The 19,853-nt window shown below is 70.0% G+C and carries 19 protein-coding genes; 7 read left to right on the top strand and 12 right to left on the bottom strand.

Annotation, left to right across the window (positions count from 1 at the left end; genetic code table 11):
• Window positions 1–103: 103 nt before the first annotated feature.
• Both P7V53_RS11260 and P7V53_RS11255 read right to left on the bottom strand, forming a co-directional pair.
• Entirely contained in the window at window positions 104–1,291 is a 1,188-nt protein-coding gene (locus P7V53_RS11260; RefSeq protein ID WP_280155572.1) for an alpha-hydroxy acid oxidase, read from the bottom strand.
• A gap of 67 nt (window positions 1,292–1,358) precedes the next feature.
• The gene (locus P7V53_RS11255) at window positions 1,359–2,240 is read right to left on the bottom strand and encodes a LysR substrate-binding domain-containing protein (protein WP_280155571.1); all 882 of its coding nucleotides are present in this window, start codon (window positions 2,238–2,240) and stop codon (window positions 1,359–1,361) included.
• A 59-nt stretch (window positions 2,241–2,299) separates the two neighbouring features.
• On the opposite strand from P7V53_RS11255, the gene P7V53_RS11250 reads away from it, so the two are divergent.
• From P7V53_RS11250 to P7V53_RS11240, 3 genes are all read left to right on the top strand, one after another.
• Window positions 2,300–5,152, top strand: coding sequence for an adenosylcobalamin-dependent ribonucleoside-diphosphate reductase (locus P7V53_RS11250; protein WP_280155570.1), 2,853 nt, complete (start codon window positions 2,300–2,302; stop codon window positions 5,150–5,152).
• On the top strand, window positions 5,149–5,580 hold the full coding sequence (locus P7V53_RS11245) for a DUF1810 domain-containing protein (RefSeq protein ID WP_280155569.1): 432 nt from the start codon (window positions 5,149–5,151) through the stop codon (window positions 5,578–5,580). The genes P7V53_RS11250 and P7V53_RS11245 overlap by 4 nt, the downstream gene beginning before the upstream one ends.
• Before the next feature lie 76 nt (window positions 5,581–5,656).
• Window positions 5,657–5,821: a zinc ribbon domain-containing protein gene (locus P7V53_RS11240; RefSeq protein WP_280155568.1), complete on the top strand. Its 165-nt coding sequence runs from the start codon at window positions 5,657–5,659 to the stop codon at window positions 5,819–5,821.
• A gap of 63 nt (window positions 5,822–5,884) precedes the next feature.
• On the opposite strand, the gene P7V53_RS11235 is transcribed toward P7V53_RS11240, so the two are convergent.
• Entirely contained in the window at window positions 5,885–6,898 is a 1,014-nt protein-coding gene (locus tag P7V53_RS11235; RefSeq protein WP_280155567.1) for a class I fructose-bisphosphate aldolase, read from the bottom strand.
• Between the two features lie 12 nt (window positions 6,899–6,910).
• Window positions 6,911–7,177 carry a hypothetical protein gene (locus P7V53_RS11230; protein ID WP_280155566.1) on the bottom strand — a complete coding sequence of 89 codons (267 nt, stop codon included), beginning with the start codon at window positions 7,175–7,177 and terminating at the stop codon, window positions 6,911–6,913.
• A gap of 384 nt (window positions 7,178–7,561) precedes the next feature.
• On the opposite strand from P7V53_RS11230, the gene P7V53_RS11225 reads away from it, so the two are divergent.
• Window positions 7,562–9,307, top strand: a complete 1,746-nt coding sequence (locus P7V53_RS11225; RefSeq protein ID WP_280155565.1) for a PQQ-dependent methanol/ethanol family dehydrogenase — start codon at window positions 7,562–7,564, stop codon at window positions 9,305–9,307.
• 36 nt (window positions 9,308–9,343) lie between these two features.
• On the opposite strand, the gene P7V53_RS11220 is transcribed toward P7V53_RS11225, so the two are convergent.
• From P7V53_RS11220 to P7V53_RS11200, 5 genes are all read right to left on the bottom strand, one after another.
• Entirely contained in the window at window positions 9,344–9,880 is a 537-nt protein-coding gene (locus P7V53_RS11220) for a hemerythrin domain-containing protein (RefSeq protein WP_280155564.1), read from the bottom strand.
• Between the two features lie 296 nt (window positions 9,881–10,176).
• Window positions 10,177–10,902, bottom strand: a complete 726-nt coding sequence (gene pqqC, locus P7V53_RS11215; protein WP_280155563.1) for a pyrroloquinoline-quinone synthase PqqC — start codon at window positions 10,900–10,902, stop codon at window positions 10,177–10,179.
• Between the two features lie 95 nt (window positions 10,903–10,997).
• On the bottom strand, window positions 10,998–11,921 hold the full coding sequence (pqqB, locus tag P7V53_RS11210; protein ID WP_280155562.1) for a pyrroloquinoline quinone biosynthesis protein PqqB: 924 nt from the start codon (window positions 11,919–11,921) through the stop codon (window positions 10,998–11,000).
• A gap of 19 nt (window positions 11,922–11,940) precedes the next feature.
• Complete coding sequence (pqqA, locus tag P7V53_RS11205; RefSeq protein ID WP_280155561.1) at window positions 11,941–12,042, bottom strand: pyrroloquinoline quinone precursor peptide PqqA; 102 nt, start codon at window positions 12,040–12,042, stop codon at window positions 11,941–11,943.
• 193 nt (window positions 12,043–12,235) lie between these two features.
• Entirely contained in the window at window positions 12,236–14,245 is a 2,010-nt protein-coding gene (locus P7V53_RS11200) for a sigma-54-dependent Fis family transcriptional regulator (protein ID WP_280155560.1), read from the bottom strand.
• A gap of 228 nt (window positions 14,246–14,473) precedes the next feature.
• Between P7V53_RS11200 and pedF the strand changes: the two genes are divergently transcribed.
• Entirely contained in the window at window positions 14,474–14,968 is a 495-nt protein-coding gene (gene pedF / locus P7V53_RS11195; RefSeq protein WP_280155559.1) for a cytochrome c-550 PedF, read from the top strand.
• Entirely contained in the window at window positions 14,965–15,789 is an 825-nt protein-coding gene (locus P7V53_RS11190) for a transporter substrate-binding domain-containing protein (protein WP_280155558.1), read from the top strand. Before pedF ends, P7V53_RS11190 begins: the two co-directional genes overlap by 4 nt.
• A 31-nt stretch (window positions 15,790–15,820) precedes the next feature.
• Here P7V53_RS11190 and P7V53_RS11185 read toward each other — a convergent pair whose 3' ends face one another.
• From P7V53_RS11185 to P7V53_RS11175, 3 genes are all read right to left on the bottom strand, one after another.
• On the bottom strand, window positions 15,821–16,216 hold the full coding sequence (locus P7V53_RS11185) for a DUF779 domain-containing protein (RefSeq protein ID WP_280155557.1): 396 nt from the start codon (window positions 16,214–16,216) through the stop codon (window positions 15,821–15,823).
• A 76-nt stretch (window positions 16,217–16,292) separates the two neighbouring features.
• Window positions 16,293–17,813, bottom strand: a complete 1,521-nt coding sequence (gene adh / locus P7V53_RS11180; protein WP_280155556.1) for an aldehyde dehydrogenase — start codon at window positions 17,811–17,813, stop codon at window positions 16,293–16,295.
• A gap of 248 nt (window positions 17,814–18,061) precedes the next feature.
• Window positions 18,062–19,021: an MBL fold metallo-hydrolase gene (locus P7V53_RS11175; protein ID WP_280155555.1), complete on the bottom strand. Its 960-nt coding sequence runs from the start codon at window positions 19,019–19,021 to the stop codon at window positions 18,062–18,064.
• A gap of 112 nt (window positions 19,022–19,133) precedes the next feature.
• Between P7V53_RS11175 and P7V53_RS11170 the strand changes: the two genes are divergently transcribed.
• Complete coding sequence (locus P7V53_RS11170; RefSeq protein ID WP_280155554.1) at window positions 19,134–19,799, top strand: DUF1161 domain-containing protein; 666 nt, start codon at window positions 19,134–19,136, stop codon at window positions 19,797–19,799.
• Window positions 19,800–19,853: the final 54 nt, after the last annotated feature.

The raw sequence follows: 19,853 nt of genomic DNA, 5'->3' as shown, positions 1-19,853 counted from the left end.
GCGGCAATGGGCGCCGGTCAGCCGGAATTGTCCGCAGGCATGGCGGGGCACGGCGCCAGAGGATTTGGCGCCGGCATTCGAAAGGATTGAATGACGGCGCGTGTCAGCCGTAGGCCCGCACCGGCAGCGGCCCTGCCGGCGGCGCCGCACCATGCGGCGGCAGCAGGATGCCGCGGTCGACGCGCCGGATGTCGGTGTGGCCGCAGAAGGCCATCGTCAGCTCGAGCTCCTTCTGGATCAGCTCGAGGCACTTGCTGACGCCGGCCTCGCCGAGCGCGCCCAGCCCGTACAGGAAGGCACGCCCGATCAGCGTCCCGCGGGCGCCGAGCGCGACCGCCTTCAGCACGTCCTGGCCGCTGCGGATGCCGCCGTCCATCCAGACCTCGATGCGCGAGCCCACCGCCTCGGCGATGGCCGGAAGCGCGCTGATCGACGACGGCGCGCCGTCGAGCTGGCGGCCACCGTGGTTGGACACGATCAGCGCGTCGGCGCCGCTGTCGCGCGCGAGCCGCGCGTCCTCCGGGTCGAGGATGCCCTTGAGGATGAGCTTGCCGCCCCAGCGGTTCTTGATCCACTCCACGTCGCCCCAGTTGAGCGCGGGATCGAACTGCTGCGCCGTCCACGAGCTGAGCGAGGACATGTCCGCCACGCCCTTGACGTGTCCCACGATGTTGCCGAACTGGCGTCGCTTGGTGCCCAGCATGCCGAGGCACCAGCGCGGCTTGGTGGCGAGATTGATCAGGTTGGCCAGCGTGGGCTTGGGCGGCGCCGACAAGCCGTTCTTGATGTCCTTGTGGCGCTGCCCGAGGATCTGCAGGTCCAGCGTGAGCATCAGCGCGCCGCACCTGGCGGCCTTGGCGCGCTCGATCAGCCGCTCGATGAAGTCGCGGTCGCGCATCACATACAGCTGGAACCACAACGGCGCCTTGGTGTGCGCGGCCACGTCCTCGATGGAGCAGATGCTCATCGTCGACAGCGTGAACGGCACGCCGAAGGCCTCTGCCGCCCGCGCGGCCAGGATCTCGCCGTCGGCATGCTGCATGCCGGTGAGGCCCGTCGGCGCCAGCGCCACCGGCATCGCCGTGTCGACGCCGACCATCGTCGTGCGCGTGCTGCGGTTCTCCATGTTCACCGCGACGCGCTGGCGCAGCTTGATGGCCTGGAAATCGGCTTCGTTCGCGCGGTAGGTGCTCTCGGTCCACGAGCCGCTGTCGGCGTAGTCGTAGAACATTCGCGGAACGCGCCGCTGCGCGAGCACGCGCAGGTCTTCGATGTGGGTGATGGGGCTCATCCGGGTACTGTAGCCAGCGGCCGCAACGCCCGGCGTGAATCCCGTTGCGCTGTCGCGTGAAGCGTTTTCACAGCGACTGCTTCAGCCATTCGACGAACGCGGCGCACTCCCAGCGGTCCAGCGCTCCCGCCTTCCAGCACAGGAAATAGTGGTGCGGCGACGCGACGCTTCGCTGCGACAGCCGCACCAGGCGGCCGCTGTCGAGCCAGGCGGCGCCGAGCTGCAGCCGCATCAGCGCAACGCCGAAGCCGGCCACCGCGGCATCGAGCACCAGGCCGATGTCGTTGAACTGGGAGCCGCCGGCCGGCTCGTCCAGCGTGATGCCATTGGCGGTGAACCAGGTGCGCCAGGGCTCCAGCGGACAGCGGATCAGGCGGGCACGCTGCACGCACTCGGCGCTGTCGAATCCGTCGAAAGGCCCCGCCTCGTTCAGGTAGTCGGGGCTGCACACCGGGCACACCGCGTCGGACTGCAGCCGCACAGACTCGCGGTCGGGCCAGGGCCCGGTGCCGAAGCGCAGCTCGATGTCCGCCTCTTCGGCCGTCACGTTGAGCAGCGGGATGGTCACCTGCAGGATCAGGTCGATGTCCGGATAGGCATGGCGAAACAGCGCCAGCCGCGGCAGGAGGACCTGGCGGGAGAAGGTCGGCGTCACCGCCACGCGCAGGCGCGTCGCGCCGGCGCCAGCGGCGCTGCGTCCGGGGATCTGCTGCAGCGCGCTCAGGGCCTCGCGCACGCGCAGCAGATAGGCCGCGCCTTCGACGCTGAGCGAGAAGTCGCTGCGCGCGAAGAGCTTGAAGCCGAGCTGCGACTCGAGCTGGCGGATGCGGTGGCTGACGGCGCTCGGCGTGACGCTGAGCTCCTCGCCGGCGAGCGTCACGCTGCGCACCCGCGCCAGCGTCTCGAAGGCGAGCAGTCCCTGGATCGGCGGGATGCGGGGGGCGCTCATATCGGGCGAGTATGACCCTGCTTGCGGCGAGTCGGCACGGGCGCGGCATGCTGCATCGCATGACGCCGCTCACCACCGCCGCCGCCCTTCCCGCCCAGCCGATCAGCGCCGAGGTGCTCGTGGAAAAGTACGCCAAGGGCGACGAGCGCACGGCTGCGGATGTGCATCGCCGCGTCGCGCGCGCGCTTGCCGAAGCCGAGGCGCCGCAAGCGCGCGGCGCCTGGGAGGCGCGCTTCCTGCAGGCGCTGGAGCAGGGGTTCATTCCGGCCGGCCGCATCCATTCCGCCGCCGGCACCTCGCTGTCGGCCACGCTCATCAACTGCTTCGTGCAGCCGGTGGGCGACGCGATCTCGCAGGATGACGAGGGCCATCCGGGCATCTACACCGCGCTCACCGAAGCGGCCGAGACCATGCGCCGCGGCGGCGGTGTCGGCTACGACTTCTCCCGCATCCGCCCGCGCGGCGCGTGGGTCAGCAGCATGCAGTCGAGCGCGTCGGGTCCCGTGTCGTACATGCGCGTGTTCGACCGCTCCTGCGAGACGGTGGAATCGGCCGGCGCCCGCCGCGGCGCGCAGATGGGCGTGCTTCGCTGCGACCACCCCGACATCGAGGAGTTCATCCACGCCAAGGACGAAGGCGATCTCGCCAACTTCAACATCTCGGTAGGCCTGACCGACGCCTTCATGCAGGCGGTGCAGGACGACGCACAGGTCGAGCTCGTGCACCGCGCGACACCCGGCCCGGCGCAGCGCGAGCAAGGCGCCTGGCAGCGCAGCGACGGCGCGTGGGTCTACCGCACGCTGCCGGCGCGCGCACTCTGGGACCAGATCATGCGGTCCACCTACGACCATGCCGAGCCCGGCGTGCTGTTTCTCGACCGCATCAACGCCGACAACAACCTGTCGTACTGCGAGAGCATCACCGCCACCAACCCCTGCGGCGAGCAGCCCCTGCCGCCCTACGGCAGCTGCTGCCTCGGATCGATCGACCTGACGCGCTTCGTTCGCGATCCCTTCGAGACCGGCGCTCGCTTCGACGAAGAGTCCTTCGCCGCGCTGGTGCACGTCGCGGTGCGCATGCTCGACGACGTCATCGACGTGACGCACTGGCCGCTGCCGCGCCAGCACGACGAAGCTCGCAACAAGCGCCGCATCGGACTCGGCTTCACCGGCCTGGGCGATGCGCTGGTGATGCTGAACCTGCGCTACGACAGCGAGCCCGCTCGCGCCGCGGCGCGGCGCATCGCGGAGGTGCTGCGCGATGCGGCCTATGCGGCATCGGTGGACCTCGCGATGGAGCGCGGCCCGTTTCCGCTCTTCAATGCCGACCTGTTCCTGCAGCGCGGACGCTTCGCGTCGCGGCTGCCGGCGCCGCTGAAGGAGCGCATCCGCGCGCACGGCCTGCGCAACTCGCACCTGCTGTCGGTAGCGCCCACCGGCACCATCAGCCTCGCGTTCGCGGACAACGTCAGCAACGGCATCGAGCCGGCCTTCTCGTGGACCTACCTGCGCAAGAAGCGCGAGGCCGCCGGCACCTTCAAGGAATACGCGGTGGAGGACCACGCCTGGCGGCTGTACCGGCATCTGAAGGGCCCCGATGCGCCTCTCACGCCGGCCTTCGTGACCGCCCTGCAGATGAGCGCCGAGGCGCATCAGCAGATGGTCGCCGCCGTCGCGCCTTGCGTCGACACCTCGATCTCGAAGACCGTCAACGTGCCGGCGGACTATCCGTACGCCGAGTTCCAGGACCTGTACCTGCAGGCCTGGCGCGCGGGGCTCAAGGGCCTGGCCACCTTCCGTCCGAACAGCGTCCTCGGCTCGGTGCTGAGCGTCGAGCCGGCGCCCGCGCCCGGGCCGGTCACGCTCGCCGACCAGCGGCTCGCGCTGGAGCGCACGCCGCGCGCCGTGCTGGCGTCGCTGCGCTGGCCGGGCCGACCGGAGATGCCCGCCGGCAACGCCGCGTGGACCTACATGGTCCGTCATCCGTTCGGCGAGTTCGCGTTGTTCATCGGCGAGCTCGACGAGGGCGCGCCGACGCCGTTCGAGGTGTGGATCAACGGCGCCGAGCAGCCGCGCGGGCTGGGCGCGCTGGCCAAGACCCTGTCGATGGACCTGCGTGCGAAGGACCCCGCCTGGGTGCGCCTGAAGCTCGATGCGCTGGCCACGGTGCAGGAGGAGCGATCGTTCGAGATGCCCTTCCCGCCGCACGGCGAGCCGCGCCGCTTCCCCGGCGTGGTGGCCGCCACGGCCGCGGTGATCCGCTGGCGTTGCGAGCAGCTCGGGCTGTGGAAGACGGAGCCCGCGTCCACGCCGGTGCTCGATGCGATGTTCAGCCGCGAGGAGCCGCACACCGGCCCGAACGGCACGCTGGCCTGGACGGTCGACATCCACAACCCGGCCAGCGACGAGGCGTTCACCCTCACCTTGAAGGAAGTCGTGCTGCCCGATGCGCAAGGCACGCGCATCACGCGGCCGTGCGCCATCGGCTTCTCGGGCAACTACCCGCGCGCCATGGACGGGCTGGCCCGCATCCTCTCGCTCGACATGCGCGTGCTCGACCCGGCATGGATAGGCATGAAGCTGCGCAAGCTGCTGAACTACGCCGAGCCGCTCGGCCAGTTCATGGCTTTCGTGCCGGGATTGCCGCATGGCCAGCGCCGCCAGCAGACCTGGCCGTCGACGGTGGCTTACATCGCGCGGCTGATCATCCATCGGCACGCCATGCTCGGCGTGCTCGACGAGGCGGGCTATCCGGTGCAGGAGATGGGGATCCTGCAGGTGCCGGCCGGCGACACCACCTCCCCGGAGCCCCTCGCCGGCGCGCGCTGTCCGGAGTGCGGCAACGCGACGCTGATCCGCAAGGACGGCTGCGAGTTCTGCACCGCCTGCGGCCACATCGGAAGCTGCGGATGAGCCACGACCTGCAGCGCTTCGCCGAGGCGCAGGACCCGCTGATCGAGCGCGTGCGCGAGGAGCTCCAGCGCGGCGCGAAGACGTCGCACTGGATGTGGTTCGTGTTTCCTCAGCTCAGGGCGCTGGGACGCAGCGCGACCGCGCGGCACTACGGCATCGAGTCGCTCGCCGAGGCCCAGGCCTATTGGTGCCACCCGGTGCTCGGGCCGCGGCTCAAGGATTGCGCGTCACTGGTCCTTGCGGTCGACGGCAAGACGGCGCACGAGATCTTCGGCTCGCCCGACGACCTGAAGCTGTGCTCCTGCATGACGCTGTTCGAGCGGGCGGCGCCGCAGGAGCCGGTGTTCGGGCAGGTTCTCGACAAGTACTACCGCGGCGAGCGCGACCCGCGGACCTTGGCGCTCCTGCAAGGCGATGGAGCGCATTGACTGCGATGCGAATGGGGTGAGCTCCGGCCTAAGATGAATCCGAGGGCGACCCTGCCCGCCTCCACAAAGGACCGCCATGCCTACCTATCAATACCGCTGCGAGAAGTGCGGCAAGGTCTTCGAGCACGTGGAACATGTCGACGAGCATGTGGCCGTCAAGCTCAAGTGTCCCCAGTGCGGCAGCGAGGCCATCCAGCACCAGCCGACCCAGTTCTTCGCCCGAACCTCGAAGAAGAGCTGAGCGCGTCGGATGCTGCGTCTCCCGCCATGCGGCAGACGCAGTGCCTGACGTGCCCCCGCCCGCCTACGATTCCATCGAGGGGTCGTAGCGACCGCGTGCCGCCGCGCCGTTCAAGCGGGCCCGCTTCAGCAGCGCCTGCTGGGCCTGCGCCGTGTGGGCAGCCCGCCCGCGCCACGCCTCCAGCACCGTCTGCTGCAGCGCGCGGCCGTAGGAGAAGCTCAGCAGCCAGGGTTGAGGTCCCTGGCGGTTGATGGCATCGAGGTGGGCCGTCGCCTCCACCGTCGTCTGTCCGCCCGACAGGAAGAACACGCCGGGCACCGCGGCCGGCACGGTGCGGCGCAGCACCTGCACCGTCCGCGCGGCGACTTCGCCGACCGGGGCGGGCGAGCCCTCGCTGCCGGCAACGACCATGCTCGGCTTGAGCAGCATGTGCTCCAGCGCGACGCCATGGCGATGCAGCGCATGGAAGACCTGGTGCAGCACCGCCTCGGTCACGTCGGCGCAGCGCGCGAGCGTGTGGGCGCCGTCCATCAGCACCTCGGGCTCGACGATGGGCACCACGCCTTCTTCCTGGCAGATCGCTGCGTAGCTCGCCAGCGCATCGGCGTTCGCCTGGATGGCAAGGCGGCTGGGGAGCGTGTCCGACACGTTGTAGACGGCTCGCCACTTGGCAAAGCGCGCGCCCTGCGCCTTGTATCCGCCGAGGCGCTTGGCCAGCCCGTCGAGGCCTTGGGTGATCTCGTCGCCGGGTGCATGCGCCAGCGGGATCTTTCCTGCATCGACCTTGATGCCGGGCACGATGCCGCCGCGTCTCGCCAGCTCGGGCAGCGGCGTGCCGTCGTCGGCGAGCTGGGCCAGCGTCTCCTCGTAGAGGATCACGCCGCTGACGAACTCGCCGAGCCCCGGCGTGGACAGCAGCAGGCCGCGGTAGGCGCGGCGGTTCTCGTCGGTCGATTCGACGCCGATGGACTTGAAGCGCTTGGCGATCGTCGGCCCGCTCTCGTCGGCAGCGAGCAGCCCCTTGCCGGGCTGGACCAGCGCCTCGACCGTCGCCCGCAATGCGTCGCGATCGTCCATGGCATGACGTCCTCAGTGCGGGCTCGCGCTTCCCGGGTCGAATGCCAGTGGATGACGGCGCACCAGCGCGAGGCCGGCTTCGGTCAGCGCCGCGGACTCCATCAGGGCGCCGCGTCCCTTGGCGTGCACGGCTCCGAGGTCGTGCAGCAAGCGCAGGTGGCGGTGCAACGCCTCGGGCTCGCAATGCACCTCGCCGGCGAGCGCGTTCAGGTTGATCGCGATCGGATAGGCCTCTGCGAGGGTGCCGAGCACGGCGCGGGTCAAGTTGGAGGACTGCATCACTCTCCCTTGCGCAAGTCAGGGTCGCGACCTTACGCCTGACGCCAAGCTGACAAGCACCGGGGTTACCCGGAAAGGCCGGGCTTCCCCCCGGTTGTCGGACGTCCGAGGAGTTGCGGTGAGGCAAGGCCGTTCGGTGGCCGAAGAGACGGCGAACGGCTGCGCCCGCGCTGCGTCAGCCTGGCGCAGCGACACCTGGATGCGCCGTCGCGACACAGCCGCGCGCCGCCGCGACTTCGCACCGCAGGGGTTAACCCATGGAGCCGGGCCTCGCGCGGGGCCCTACCTGCATTGGCACATCGCTTGCGCTTCCGGCACCCAGCGACGCGTTGTCCAGCGGACAGACCCTGCCGCGCGCGTCCGTCCACACGAGGAGACATTCCCATGCGAGCCAAGCTACTGCCCACCCTTGTCGCGATGAGCTGCGCCTCCATCGCGAGCCATGCCGCGGTCACCGATCGAATGCTTCAGGGCAGCCCCGGCAACGGCGCCGAGGTGCTGACGTGGGGGCTGGGCACCCAGGGCCAGCGCTTCTCGCCGCTGAAGCAGGTCAACACGACCAACGTGAAGCAGCTTGCGCCGGCGTGGGCGTTCTCCTTCGGGGGCGAGAAGCAGCGCGGCCAGGAGTCGCAGCCGGTGGTGCACAACGGCAAGATGTTCGTCACCGCCTCGTACTCGCGCCTGTTCGCGCTCGATGCGGCCACCGGCAAGAAGCTGTGGAAGTACGAGCACCGCCTGCCCGAGGGCATCATGCCCTGCTGCGACGTCGTCAACCGCGGCGCGGCGCTCTATGACAACCTGGTGATCTTCAGCACGCTGGACGCGCAGCTCGTCGCGCTGAACCAGGAGACCGGCGACGTCGAGTGGAAGGAGAAGATCGACGACTACGCCGCGGGCTACTCCAGCACCGCCGCGCCCATCATCGCCGGCGGCCTGGTGCTGACCGGCGTGTCGGGCGGCGAGTTCGGCGTGGTGGGCCGCGTGGAAGCGCGCGACGCGAAGACCGGCCGCCTCGTGTGGAGCCGGCCCACCGTCGAAGGCCACATGGGCTACACCTACGATGCCGAGGGCAACGCGAAGGAGAACGGCGTGTCGGGCACGACCAACCGGTCGTGGCCGGGCGATCTGTGGAAGACCGGCGGCGCCGCCACCTGGCTGGGAGGCACCTACGATCCGCAGACCGGACTGGCCTACTTCGGCACCGGCAACCCGGCGCCCTGGAACAGCCACCTGCGCAAGGGCGACAACCTCTACTCGTGCTCCACCGTCGCGATCGACGTCAAGACCGGCAAGATCGTCTGGCACTACCAGAACACGCCCAACGACGGCTGGGACTTCGACGGCGTCAACGAGTTCGTCACCTTCGACCTCGGCGGCCGGCGCGTCGGCGGCAAGGCCGATCGCAACGGCTTCTTCTACGTCAACGACGCGCGCACGGGCCAGCTGCTCAATGCGTTTCCCTTCGTGCGCAAGATCACCTGGGCGAGCGGCATCGACCTGAAGACCGGCCGGCCGAACTTCATCCCCGAGAACCGCCCGGGCGACCCCACCTCGGCGCCCGAGGGCAAGGGCAAGCCGGTGGTGTCGGCGCCCTCCTTCCTCGGCGGCAAGAACCAGATGCCGATGGCCTACAGCCCCGACACCCATCTGTTCTACGTGCCGGCCAACGAGTGGGCCATGGAGATCTGGAACGAGCCCATCGCCTACAAGAAGGGCGCGGCCTACCTCGGCGCCGGGTTCACCATCAAGACGGTCCAGGACGACCACATCGGCGCGCTGCGCGCCATCGATCCGAAGGCCGGCAAGATCGTCTGGGAGGTGAAGAATGGCGCGCCGCTGTGGGGCGGCGTGCTCGCCACCGGCGGCAACCTGGTGTTCTGGGGCACGCCCGAGGGCTACCTGAAGGCCGCCGACGCACGCACCGGCAAGGTGGTGTGGGAGTTCCAGACCGGCTCCGGCGTGGTGGCCCCGCCCCTCACCTGGATGCACAAGGGCGAGCAGTACGTGAGCGTCGTCTCGGGATGGGGTGGTGCGGTGCCGCTGTGGGGCGGCGACGTCGCCAAGAAGGTCAACTACCTCGAGCAGGGCGGCATGGTGTGGGTGTTCAAGCTGCCGACGGCGCAGCGTTGAGCGAGAACCGCGGCGGCATGCCGCCGCGGGCCGGCCTCAGGTGCGGCGCCGTGCCGCCATCTCGCGGCCGGCCTCGCGCCGCTGCGCACCGCTCATCCGCGCCCGCGCCTGCGGGTAGATGAGCGACTCTTCCAGCGCGATGTGGTCGTGCGACAGCGCGATGAAGATCTCCACGCCCTCGCGCAATGTGTCGACGTCGAACCATGACTGCCCGCACGCGATCGCGTCGAGCTGCGGCAGCAGGGCCTTCCAGTCTTCCTCGAGCCAGCGGTGGTCCTGCTGCAGGCGGCTCACCGCGTCGGTCACCTGCGGCTCGCCGCCGGCGAGCAGCGCAGGAAAGACGTGCCGCTCCTCGTCTTCATGATGGTGGCGCGCCGTCGTGGAGAAATGGCGGATGACGTCCGCTGCCATCGCGCGCGCTTCCTCGTCGATGCCGAGATGCTGCAGGCGCGAGACCAGCGCCGCCAGCTTGCCGAGGGTGAACAGCGTCTGCCGATGGCAGGCATCGAGCACGTCGAGGCCGTCCAGTCGCGCGCTCTCCTGCCGCGCGTCGAACGAGGCCGCGGCGATCATCGCGGGCTCCGGGTCGCCGGCTGGCTCGACTGCGCCGTCGCAGGGACGTCGGTGTCCATGGAGGGCATGGCCACGGCCGTGATCGCGGCCGCGATCAGGCCGGAGCCGATGACCAACAGCCAATGCGTCCTCTGGGCACCCTCGTCGGAGTCGGAGGACGTGCGGCTGGCGTCGCATGCAGACGATGGCGGGCTGGGCTTCATGGCGGGTCCTCGGTCAGGCACTCGAATCGATTCTGGGGTTCGACCCGGCCGTGGCGGTTGATGCGCGTCAACCCGAGGTGTCAGGCGTGCGCCTCAAGGCCTCTTGTCTGCCGCCAGGTCGTCGGGATACGCCCGCTCGATCGCATCGAGCATCGTCCACAGCACGTCGAGCTTGAACTGGAGGATCTCCAGAGCCCGCAGCTGCCGCTCGTGCGTGCGGCACCACTCGTGCGCGATGCGCAGCCCGTGCTCCACGTCGCGCGTGGCCAGCGGAATGCGGCTGCGGAAATAGGCCAGGCCGTCGGACTCGATCCACGGGTAGAGGCTGGGCCACACGCTCAGGCGGTCGGCATGGATGCGCGGTGCGAACAGCTCGGTGAGCGACGAGATGGCAGCCTCCTGCCAAGGCGACTGGCGCGCGAAGTTGACATACGCCTGCACCGCGAAGCGCACGCCGGGCACCACATGACGATGCGACCACAGCGCCTCGCGGCTCAGCCCCACCGCCTCCCCGAGGCGCACCCACGCCTCGATGCCGCCCGCGTTGGCGCCCTGGTGGTCGCCACGGCCGTCGTGGTCGAGCACGCGCTCGATCCAGTGGCGCCGCGTCTCGCGGTCCGGGCAGTTCGACAGGATGGCCGCGTCCTTCAGCGGAATGCAGACCTGGTAGTAGAAGCGGTTGGCCACCCAGCCGCGCACCTGGAACGGCTGGAGCTCGCCGCGGTTCAGCCGCCGGTTGAACGGATGGTGGATGTGGTAGCCCTCTTCCTTCTGGCGCAGGCGCGCTTCGAAGTCTTCGCAGGACCAGGGGGGCGCCACCTCGTCCCATCCGGCGACTGCGACGGATCCGGCGGCGCCGATCGGCCGGCGCTGCGCCCTTCAGGGGACGGTGCTCACGGCGCCTCGGGGGTGTGTCATAGCTCGATCTCCATGCCGTCGTGGGCGATCTCGACGCCGTGCCGGCGCAGCTCGTGATGCTCGGCGCTGTCTTCGTCGAGGATCGGATTGCTGTTGTTGATGTGGATGAGCACCTTTCGCGTCGCCGGCAGCGGCGCCAGCGCGGCCACCATGCCGCGCACGCCGCTTTGCGGCAGGTGCCCCAGGTCGGCCGCGGTGTGCGGGCCGAGGCCGGCGGCGATCATCTCGTCGTCGGTCCAGAAGGTGCCGTCGACCAGCACGCAGCTGGCTGCGGCCATGGCCGCGCGCTCGGCCTCGCCGATGTGCGCCAGGCCAGGTGCATAGAACAGGCGCTCCCCCGTCGCGACGTCTTCGACGAGCAGCGCGATGTTGTCGCCCACCGCAGGGTCGTGGCGATGCGGCGAATACGGCGGCGCCCTGCCGGCGATCGCCATCGCGTGCAGACGCAGGCCCGGCAGGGCATCGATGTGGAAGGCGGCGCTGCGCTCTTCACCGGCCACCGGCAGCAGGTGCCAGTGCACGCCGCAGTAGTGCTGCAGCACGGGCAGCACCGGCAGCCCGCTGGTCAGGTCCTCGAACACGCAAGGCGTGCAATACAGCTCGATCGGCGGCCCCTCGCGCAGGCTCAGCAGTCCTGCCACGTGATCGATCTGCGCGTCCATCAGCACCACCGCCTTGATCGGCGTGTCGCGCGGCCGGCCGCGCGGATGCAAGGCCGGCTGCGTGCGGATCTGCGCGCCGAGGTCGGGAGAGGCATTGAGGAGCACCCAGTGCGCGCCGTCGGCCGAGACCGCGATGGAGCTTTGCGTGCGCGAACGCGCACGCGTCGTGCCGCGGCGCTGACCGGCGCATTGCGCGCAGTTGCAGTTCCACTGCGGAAAGCCGCCGCCGGCGCCGGAGCCGAGCACGAGGATCTTCATGGCGCGGGCGCGGCGCCGTTCAGCGGGCCGAGATGTACAGCGTGATCTCGAACCCGAAGCGCAGGTTCTGGTATTGGGGGGTGGTCCAGGTCATGGTGTGTCTCCTCGAGGGTGCGTGCATCGCCGGGGATTCGGCGAGTGCATCACCGCAAGAGGTGTGCCGGTGCGACAGACCGTGGAAAACGCGTGCTAACCCGCGCGGATGATCGGCCGCAGTGGACCTGGTGTGTCATCAGGGAGCAGTGCGACGCAGCGCGGTGGCACATTCGGTGCGAACACTTCCTCTCCTGGCGAGCGGGAGAAAGAGATCTCGATCAGCCGCCCTGCCGCCAGCGCAGCTTGCGATAGATGGTGTTGCGGCTGATCCCCAGCTGCTTCGATGCCACCGAGATGTTGCCGCCGGCCTCGTCGACGGCGCGGCGGATGGTCTGCAGCTCGAGCGCTTCGAGCGTTGTTGGCGACGGCGACGGCGCCGCGACCACAGGTGCCTCGGGCACGGCGGCGCCCGGCCGGGCCGACAGGTCCGCATCCTCGATGAAGTCGTCCGACAGGTGCGCGCGCGTGATGAATCCGTCGCCGCCTGCCATGACCGCCGCCGTGCGCAGCACGCTGGCGAGCTGGCGGATGTTGCCCGGCCAGTGGTAGTGCCTGAACAGCGCCAGCACGTCGTCGGCGATCTCCGGCGGGCGACCGCTGCATTCGGCGCGCAGGATCTTCTGCACGATGGTGACGAGGTCGCTGCGCTCGCGCAGCGCCGGCAGCCGCACCACCAGGCCGTTGAGGCGGTAGTAGAGGTCCTCGCGGAACGCCTGCCGCTCGATCAGCTCGCGCAGGTTGCGGTGCGTCGCGGCGACCACCGCCACGTCGATCGCCACCGGCTTGGCGCTGCCCAGCGGCGACACCTGGCGCTCCTGCAGCACGCGCAGCAGCCGCGCCTGCAGGGCCAGCGGCATGTCGCCGATCTCGTCGAGGAACAGCGTGCCGCCGTTGGCCTGCAGGATCTTGCCCACCGAGCCCTTGCGCCGCGCGCCGGTGAAGGCGCCCTCCTCGTAGCCGAACAGCTCGCTCTCGATCAGGTTCTCGGGGATCGATGCGCAGTTCACTGCGACGAACGGCTGGCGTGCGCGCTCGGAGTCCTGGTGGATGGCCCTCGCGAGCAGTTCCTTGCCCGTGCCTGTCTCGCCCAGCACGAGCACGGAGATGCCGCGGTTCAGCACCCGGCGCAGCTTGCCGATCACGGCTTCCATCTGCGCGTCGCCGGTCTGCAGATAACGCAGGCCGGATGGCCCTGACAGCGCGGTGGAGGTGATGGCCGGCGGTGGCTTGAGCGCGGACGACGCCACGGCGGGTGCGACGTCGCCCGGGGTGTCAGCCGCCGCCATGTCGTCGCCGGCGGCATCGGCGCTGCCCAGCGCACGCCAGGTGGGCCAGTTGAAGCGTGCCTGCGCGTGCACCACGCGGCCATCGGCCAGCGTCATCGGCAGCGGCGGCGCCATCGGCGAGCGGAAGTGGTCGATGATGGCCGCGAGCGGCGTTCCCAGCAGGCTGGTCACGCTGTTCATGCGCAGCGCGGCCCCGCTCATGCCGAGCTGGTCGAGCGCGCTGCGGTTGCAGCCGAGGAAGCGCCCGTCGCGGCCCACCGCGAGGATGCCTTCCATCAGCGTGCCGATGAACTCCGGGCGGCTGTGGAAGTGCAGCCGCAGCGCATGGCGGAAGTCGTCGTTCAGCCAGTGGTTCTCGATCATGCGGGCCGACATCTTCACCAGGCCCATGGTGTGCTGGTGATACGAGCGCTGGTCGCCCGACACGTCGAGCACGCCCAGCATGTTGCCGCGCGGATCGAAGATGGGTGCCGCCGAGCACGTGAGGAAGCCGTTGGCGCGCATGAAGTGCTCGTCGGCATGGACCAGGGTCGGCGCCTCGTTCATCAGCGCCGTGCCGATCGCATTGGTGCCCTTGCACGGCTCGGACCAGTTGGCGCCGGGCGCCAGCGCCACCTTGGAGGCGCGCTGCAGGAAAGTGTCGTGTCCCACCGAATGCAGCACCGTGCCCTGCGCATCGGTGAGCAGGATCATGCTCTGCGTGGCAAGGATCTGCTCGAGCAGCAATTCCATCACCGGGGCCGCATGCTCGTACAGGCGCAGGTTGCGCTCGCGCGCGATGGTGAGGTCGGCGCGTGCCACCGACCCGTGATCGGGACGATCGACGCGGCTCAGGCCGAGCGCGGCACAGCGCTCGTGGGAGCGCACGATCGAGTCGAGGTGCGCGGGATCGGGCAACGCCACGGCGGTGGCCCCGTTGTCTCCGATGTGTTGAATCGCCATGGGCTTGATCCTAGGTCCCGGCCTGGAACCTGTGCAGCGCAGTTTCCCTGTGACATCTGACTCCGGGTTGACATTCGTCAACGCAGCACTGTGTCAAGGTGGAGCAATCGGGCACCGGCGAAAACGCTTTCGTCGGTGACTGCACCGAGTCCCGGAGCCTATCGACGCGTGGCATATCGCTTGCAGTTGGGCAGGGTCCCGCAACCCCTGACTTCGATGGAGACCGAGATGAGGAGACCTGACCTTGCGCCGCGCCGTGCGGCTGCCGTGAATCGACTCGCCGCGCTGCTCGCCGGCCTGCTGATCACCCCTGCTGCCATGGCCCACGGCGACGTGACGCCGCAGGCCGTCGACACCAAGGCGCTGCCGGCGCTCGGCGAGCAGTGGCGCGATCAGAACCCGTATCGCCAGAACGGCGATGCGATCCGGATCGGCAGCTCGGCGTTCAACCAGAACTGCGCGCGCTGTCACGGCCTGGAGGCCATCTCCGGCGGCATCGCGCCGGACCTGCGCAAGCTCGACAACGAATGCGCCTCGCTGAAGGACGAGAAGAAGAAGCAGGCGTGCGTGAAGGAGATGGACAACTTCTTCGTCACCACGGTGCGTCGCGGCCGCACGCGCAATGGCGCGGTGTACATGCCGCCGTTCGAGGGCACGCTCAACCAGGAGGCGGTGTGGGCGATCAAGGCCTACCTCGAGACCCGCCGCGAGAAGCCGCTGTGAAGCGCCGCCTGTGCCTCGCGGCACTCGCTGCCGCCGTCGCCGCCCCCGCCTCGCGCGCCGAGGCGCTGTCGGGGCTGGCGCGCGTGCGCCAGCGCGGCAGCCTGGTCGTCGGGCTGTATCACGACATGCCGCCCTTCCACGTGAAGGGCGAGGGCATCGACGTGCAGCTCGCGCGCGCGCTGGCCGCGCAGCTCGAGGTCGGCGTCTCGCTGCTGCCCTTCCATGCCGACGAGAGCGTGGCCGACGACCTGCGCCATGTCGTCTGGCGCGGCCACTACCTCGGCTGGGGCCCGGCCGACGTGCTGATGCACGTGCCGGTGGAGCGCGCCCTGATGGACGCCAATCCGCGCGTGCGCGTGCTGGCGCCGTACTACCGCGAGAAGGTCGCGATCGCCCGCCGGCTCGATGCGCTGCCGGTGCTCGATTCGCTGGCCGCGCTGCGAGGCCGACCGGTGGCGGTGGCCGGACAGTCGCTGGCCGGATGGCTGCTCATCGGTGCCGACGGCGGTGCGCTGCGCGACACGCTGCTCACGCACTGGCCGGACGGTGTCGCCGCTGCGCGTGCGCTGCGGCAAGGCGAGGTCGTCGCGGCCGCCGGCCTCGCGTCGGAGCTGGAGTCCGTGCTCGGCGCCGATGCGCGCTTCGCCATCGAGCCGCTGCCCGCGCCCCGCGCGCCGAGCGAGGGCTGGGCCATCGGCTGCGCCGTCAAGAAAGACGCGGTCGACCTGGCCGAGGCGCTGCAACGCGCCATGCAGTCCTTGCAGGGGTCGGGTCAGCTCGCCGCGATGTTCCAGAGCGCCGGCGTGCCCTGGCGCTTGTAGCAGCGTGCCGGCGATCGAGAGGTTGCCGGCGTCAACGAGCCACCAGGCCCCGCTCGACGAGACACTGCCACTCGCCCTCGTCGTACAGCCGCGACCGCGTGAGGAAGCGCGACCCCGTCGGCCCCTCCAGGGAGAACATCCCGCCCCGCCCTGCCACCACGTCGATGATCAGCTGCGTGTGGCACCAGTACTCGTACTGCGATGCGCTGATGTAGAACGGCATGCCGCCGATCTCGCCCAGCAGGCGGTCGCCGTCGCCCACCTGGAAATCGCCGAGCGGATAGCACATCGGCGCGCTGCCGTCGCAGCAGCCGCCGGACTGGTGGAACATCAGCGGACCATGTCGCGCGGCCAGCCGCTCGATCAGCGCCAGCGCCGCTTCGGTGGCCACCACCTGCGCCACGGACGAGCGTGCAGAGGTCGTCATCGGATGCCCTTTCGAAAAAGACGCCGGCCGGCCCGAAGGCCGCCGGCGTGCGAAGCTCCGAAGAGCGGGGGGTGGTTCAGAAGAAGCCCAGCGGCTGCTCGCTGTAGCTCACCAGCAGGTTCTTGGTCTGCTGGTAGTGGTCGAGCATCATCTTGTGCGTCTCGCGACCGATGCCGCTCTGCTTGTAGCCGCCGAAGGCCGCGTGCGCGGGATAGGCGTGGTAGCAGTTGGTCCACACCCGCCCGGCCTGGATGCCGCGGCCCATGCGGAAGGCGGTGTTCATGTCGCGGCTCCACACGCCGGCGCCCAGTCCGTACAGCGTGTCGTTGGCGATGGCCAATGCCTCGTCCTCGTCCTTGAAGGTCGTCACCGACACCACCGGCCCGAAGATCTCCTCCTGGAAGATGCGCATCCTGTTGTGGCCCTTGAACACGGTCGGCTTGATGTAGTAGCCGCCCTCGAGGTCGCCGCCCAGCACGTTGCGCTCGCCGCCGATCAGGCACTGCGCGCCTTCCTGCTTGCCCAGGTCGAGGTAGGACAGGATCTTCTCGAGCTGCTCGTTCGAGGCCTGCGCGCCGATCATCGTGCTCTTGTCGAGCGGGTTGCCCTGCTTGATGGCGGCCACGCGCTTCAGCGCACGCTCCATGAAGCGGTCGTAGATCGACTCATGGATCAGCGCGCGCGACGGGCAGGTGCACACCTCGCCCTGGTTGAGCGCGAACAGGACGAAGCCTTCGATCGCCTTGTCGAGGAAGCCGTCGTCCTTGGCCATCACGTCGGCGAAGAAGATGTTCGGCGACTTGCCGCCCAGCTCCAGCGTGACCGGGATGATGTTCTGGCTCGCGTACTGCATGATCAGCCGGCCGGTGGTCGTCTCGCCGGTGAAGGCGATCTTGGCGATGCGCTTGCTCGAGGCGAGCGGCTTGCCCGCCTCCAGCCCGAAGCCGTTGACGACGTTCAGCACGCCCTTGGGCAGCAGGTCGCCGATGAGCTCCATCAGCACGAGGATGGACACGGGCGTCTGCTCCGCCGGCTTGAGCACCACGCAGTTGCCGGCGGCCAGCGCCGGCGCGAGCTTCCACACCGCCATCAGCAGCGGGAAGTTCCACGGGATGATCTGGCCGACGACGCCGAGCGGCTCGTGCAGGTGGTAGGCGAAGGTCTGGTGGTCCACCTCGCCGATCGAGCCTTCCTGCGCGCGGATGCAGCCGGCGAAGTAGCGGAAGTGGTCGATGGCCAGCGGCAGGTCCGCTGCCATCGTCTCGCGGATCGGCTTGCCGTTGTCCCAGGTCTCGGCGGTGGCGAGCAGCTCCAGGTTCTGCTCCATGCGGTCGGCGATGCGGTTGAGCACGCCGGCGCGCTCGGCCGGCGAGCTGCGGCCCCACGCGGCCTTGGCGGCGTGCGCGGCATCGAGCGCGCGCTCCACGTCCTCGGCGTTCGAGCGCGGGATCTCGCAGAACGCCTTGCCGGTGACCGGCGTGATGTTCTCGAAGTACTCGCCGCTCGCCGGCGCGACCCATTCGCCGCCGATGTAGTTGCCGTAGCGTTTCTTGAAATTCACCGCGAAGCCGAAGCGGCCGGGTTCCAGCATGTCCATGCAAGTCTCCATTGATGAGCATGCCCCGGCCAAGTGAAGGCGCCGGACCGGAGCGTTGCGAAGGGGCGCGGGCGCCGCGCAATGCTTCGCGAACCGCGTGCCAGGCCCGTCAACGGCCCGAAACGACAACGATCCTCACATCGGGCGCGGGTACACCCGAATCGCAAGGCGGGGCAAGACTCCCGCTGGAGCAGTGCGCCAGGGCGATGCGTCCCGCAGTGGGACAGTGCGCGGACACGAAGGCGCGCTCAGCGACCCCGCACCATCGAGATCGGGATCCAGCCATATCCGCCGACGGCCTCGGCGCGCAGCTTCCCGATCCCCGGGAAGCCCACATGCGCCGCTGCGATCCAGGCCCCGTCGCGGGCCGCCTCGCGGAAGATGCGCGCGCGATGGGCGGCCGATTGCGACTGCACGGCATCGAACGAGACGGTGGCCGAGGGCAGCGGGAACTGCACCGCCGCCACATGCATCAGGTCGCCCCACAGGATGAGCTTCTCGTCGTCGCTCTCGACCACGTAGGCCGTGTGCCCCGGGGTGTGACCCGGCGCGGGCAGCGCGCGCACACCGGCGACGAGCTCGGTGCCGCCGTCGAAGGGCCGCCAGCGCCCGCTCTGCACGTAGGGCTCGAGCATGGCGATCGCGCTGTCGAAATCTTCCTTGTCGTCGGATGCGGCCGCGCGCTTCTGCGGGCTCAGGTAGTGGCCGGCCTCGCGCGCGTCGGCACGCACCACCGCGCGCGGATACACGGCGCGGCCGTCGACCGTCAGGCCGCCGACGTGATCGGTGTGCATGTGGGTGATGTAGATCTCGTCGATCTGCTCCGGCGTGTAGCCGGACGCGCGCAGCTGCGCCTGCACCTTGCCGAGCCCGTTGCCGAACATGCGCGACGCACCGGTGCCGGTGTCGATCATGACGACGCGCTGTCCCGTGTCGACCACGAAGGCGTTCACCGACAGCGGCACCGTCGGCGACAGATAGGCGCGCGCCAGCAGCGCCTTGAGCCGCTGTGCGCCGGGTCGGGCGAACACCTGGTCGACGGGCATGTCCAGCGTGCCGTCCCACAGCGCCGTCACCGTGAAGCGGCCCAGCGTCATGCGGTACCAGCCGGGGCTGTCGGCAAGCGGTTCGGCGGCCTTCGACGAGCCGACGGCGAGGCAGAGCACGAGGGCGGCGAAGGCACGTGCGGCGGTATGCATCAGCGACATGGGTGATCGGCGAGCAGCGAAGGTGTGGCGGATTTTGCAGGCAGCGCTCGCTGATTCGCACTGCCCTCCCGGGCAGCTTGCGACAATCGCGCACGGAGACAGGGAGGGACACATGGGCGCTCGGGCAGGAACTCGCCTTGCAGGCACCGCCGCGTGCGGTGCGCTCGCACTGCTGGTCGCGGCGTCGATGCTGCACGCCGGCGTCGCACGCGCGCAAGGCAGCTCGTGCGACTCGTTCAAGGGCGCGCTGGCCGCGCGCCTCGAAGCCGGCGGCGTGCGCGGGTACAGCCTCGACCTGGCGCCGGCCGGCACGCCGACGCCCGCCGGGGCGAAGGTGATCGGCACCTGCGAAGGCGGCGCGGTGAAGATCGTCTACCGCCGCTGGGGCGCTGCGGGGGCATCGGCCGGCGCGAGCACGGCGCTGCAGCGACCGGCCCCCGTGGCGGATCGGCTGGCCGTCGTCCCGCCGGTGGCAGCGACCGCAGCGGCCGCATCGGTGCCTGTCGCCTCGGCGGTTATTCCCGTGGCGGCTCGCACCAGCCAGGTCGATCCGGCGCGCGTCGCGGAACCGGCCCCCAAGCAAGCGGAACCGATGCTCGCCATCGAGCGCAGCGCGGCCCCGGTCTCGCTGCCGCGCCGCGCCGTCGACGTCATGGGCGCGTCCTGGCCCTGGATCGCGGCGGTGCTGCTGCTTCCGCTCGCCGGCTGGTTCTGGGCCTGGCGCCGGCATCGCAGCGCCTACGACGAAGCCGGCCTGCCGCGCGGCCCCAGGCTGTGAGTCCGGACCGCGCAGGCTGCGCCCGGCCCGAGGGATGAACGGGCCGGCGCGCCT

It is taken from the genome of Piscinibacter sp. XHJ-5 (assembly GCF_029855045.1).
Taxonomy (GTDB): domain Bacteria; phylum Pseudomonadota; class Gammaproteobacteria; order Burkholderiales; family Burkholderiaceae_C; genus Albitalea.
Note: the sequence above shows the minus strand (reverse complement) of the source record. Positions and strands in the feature narration are given on the sequence as shown.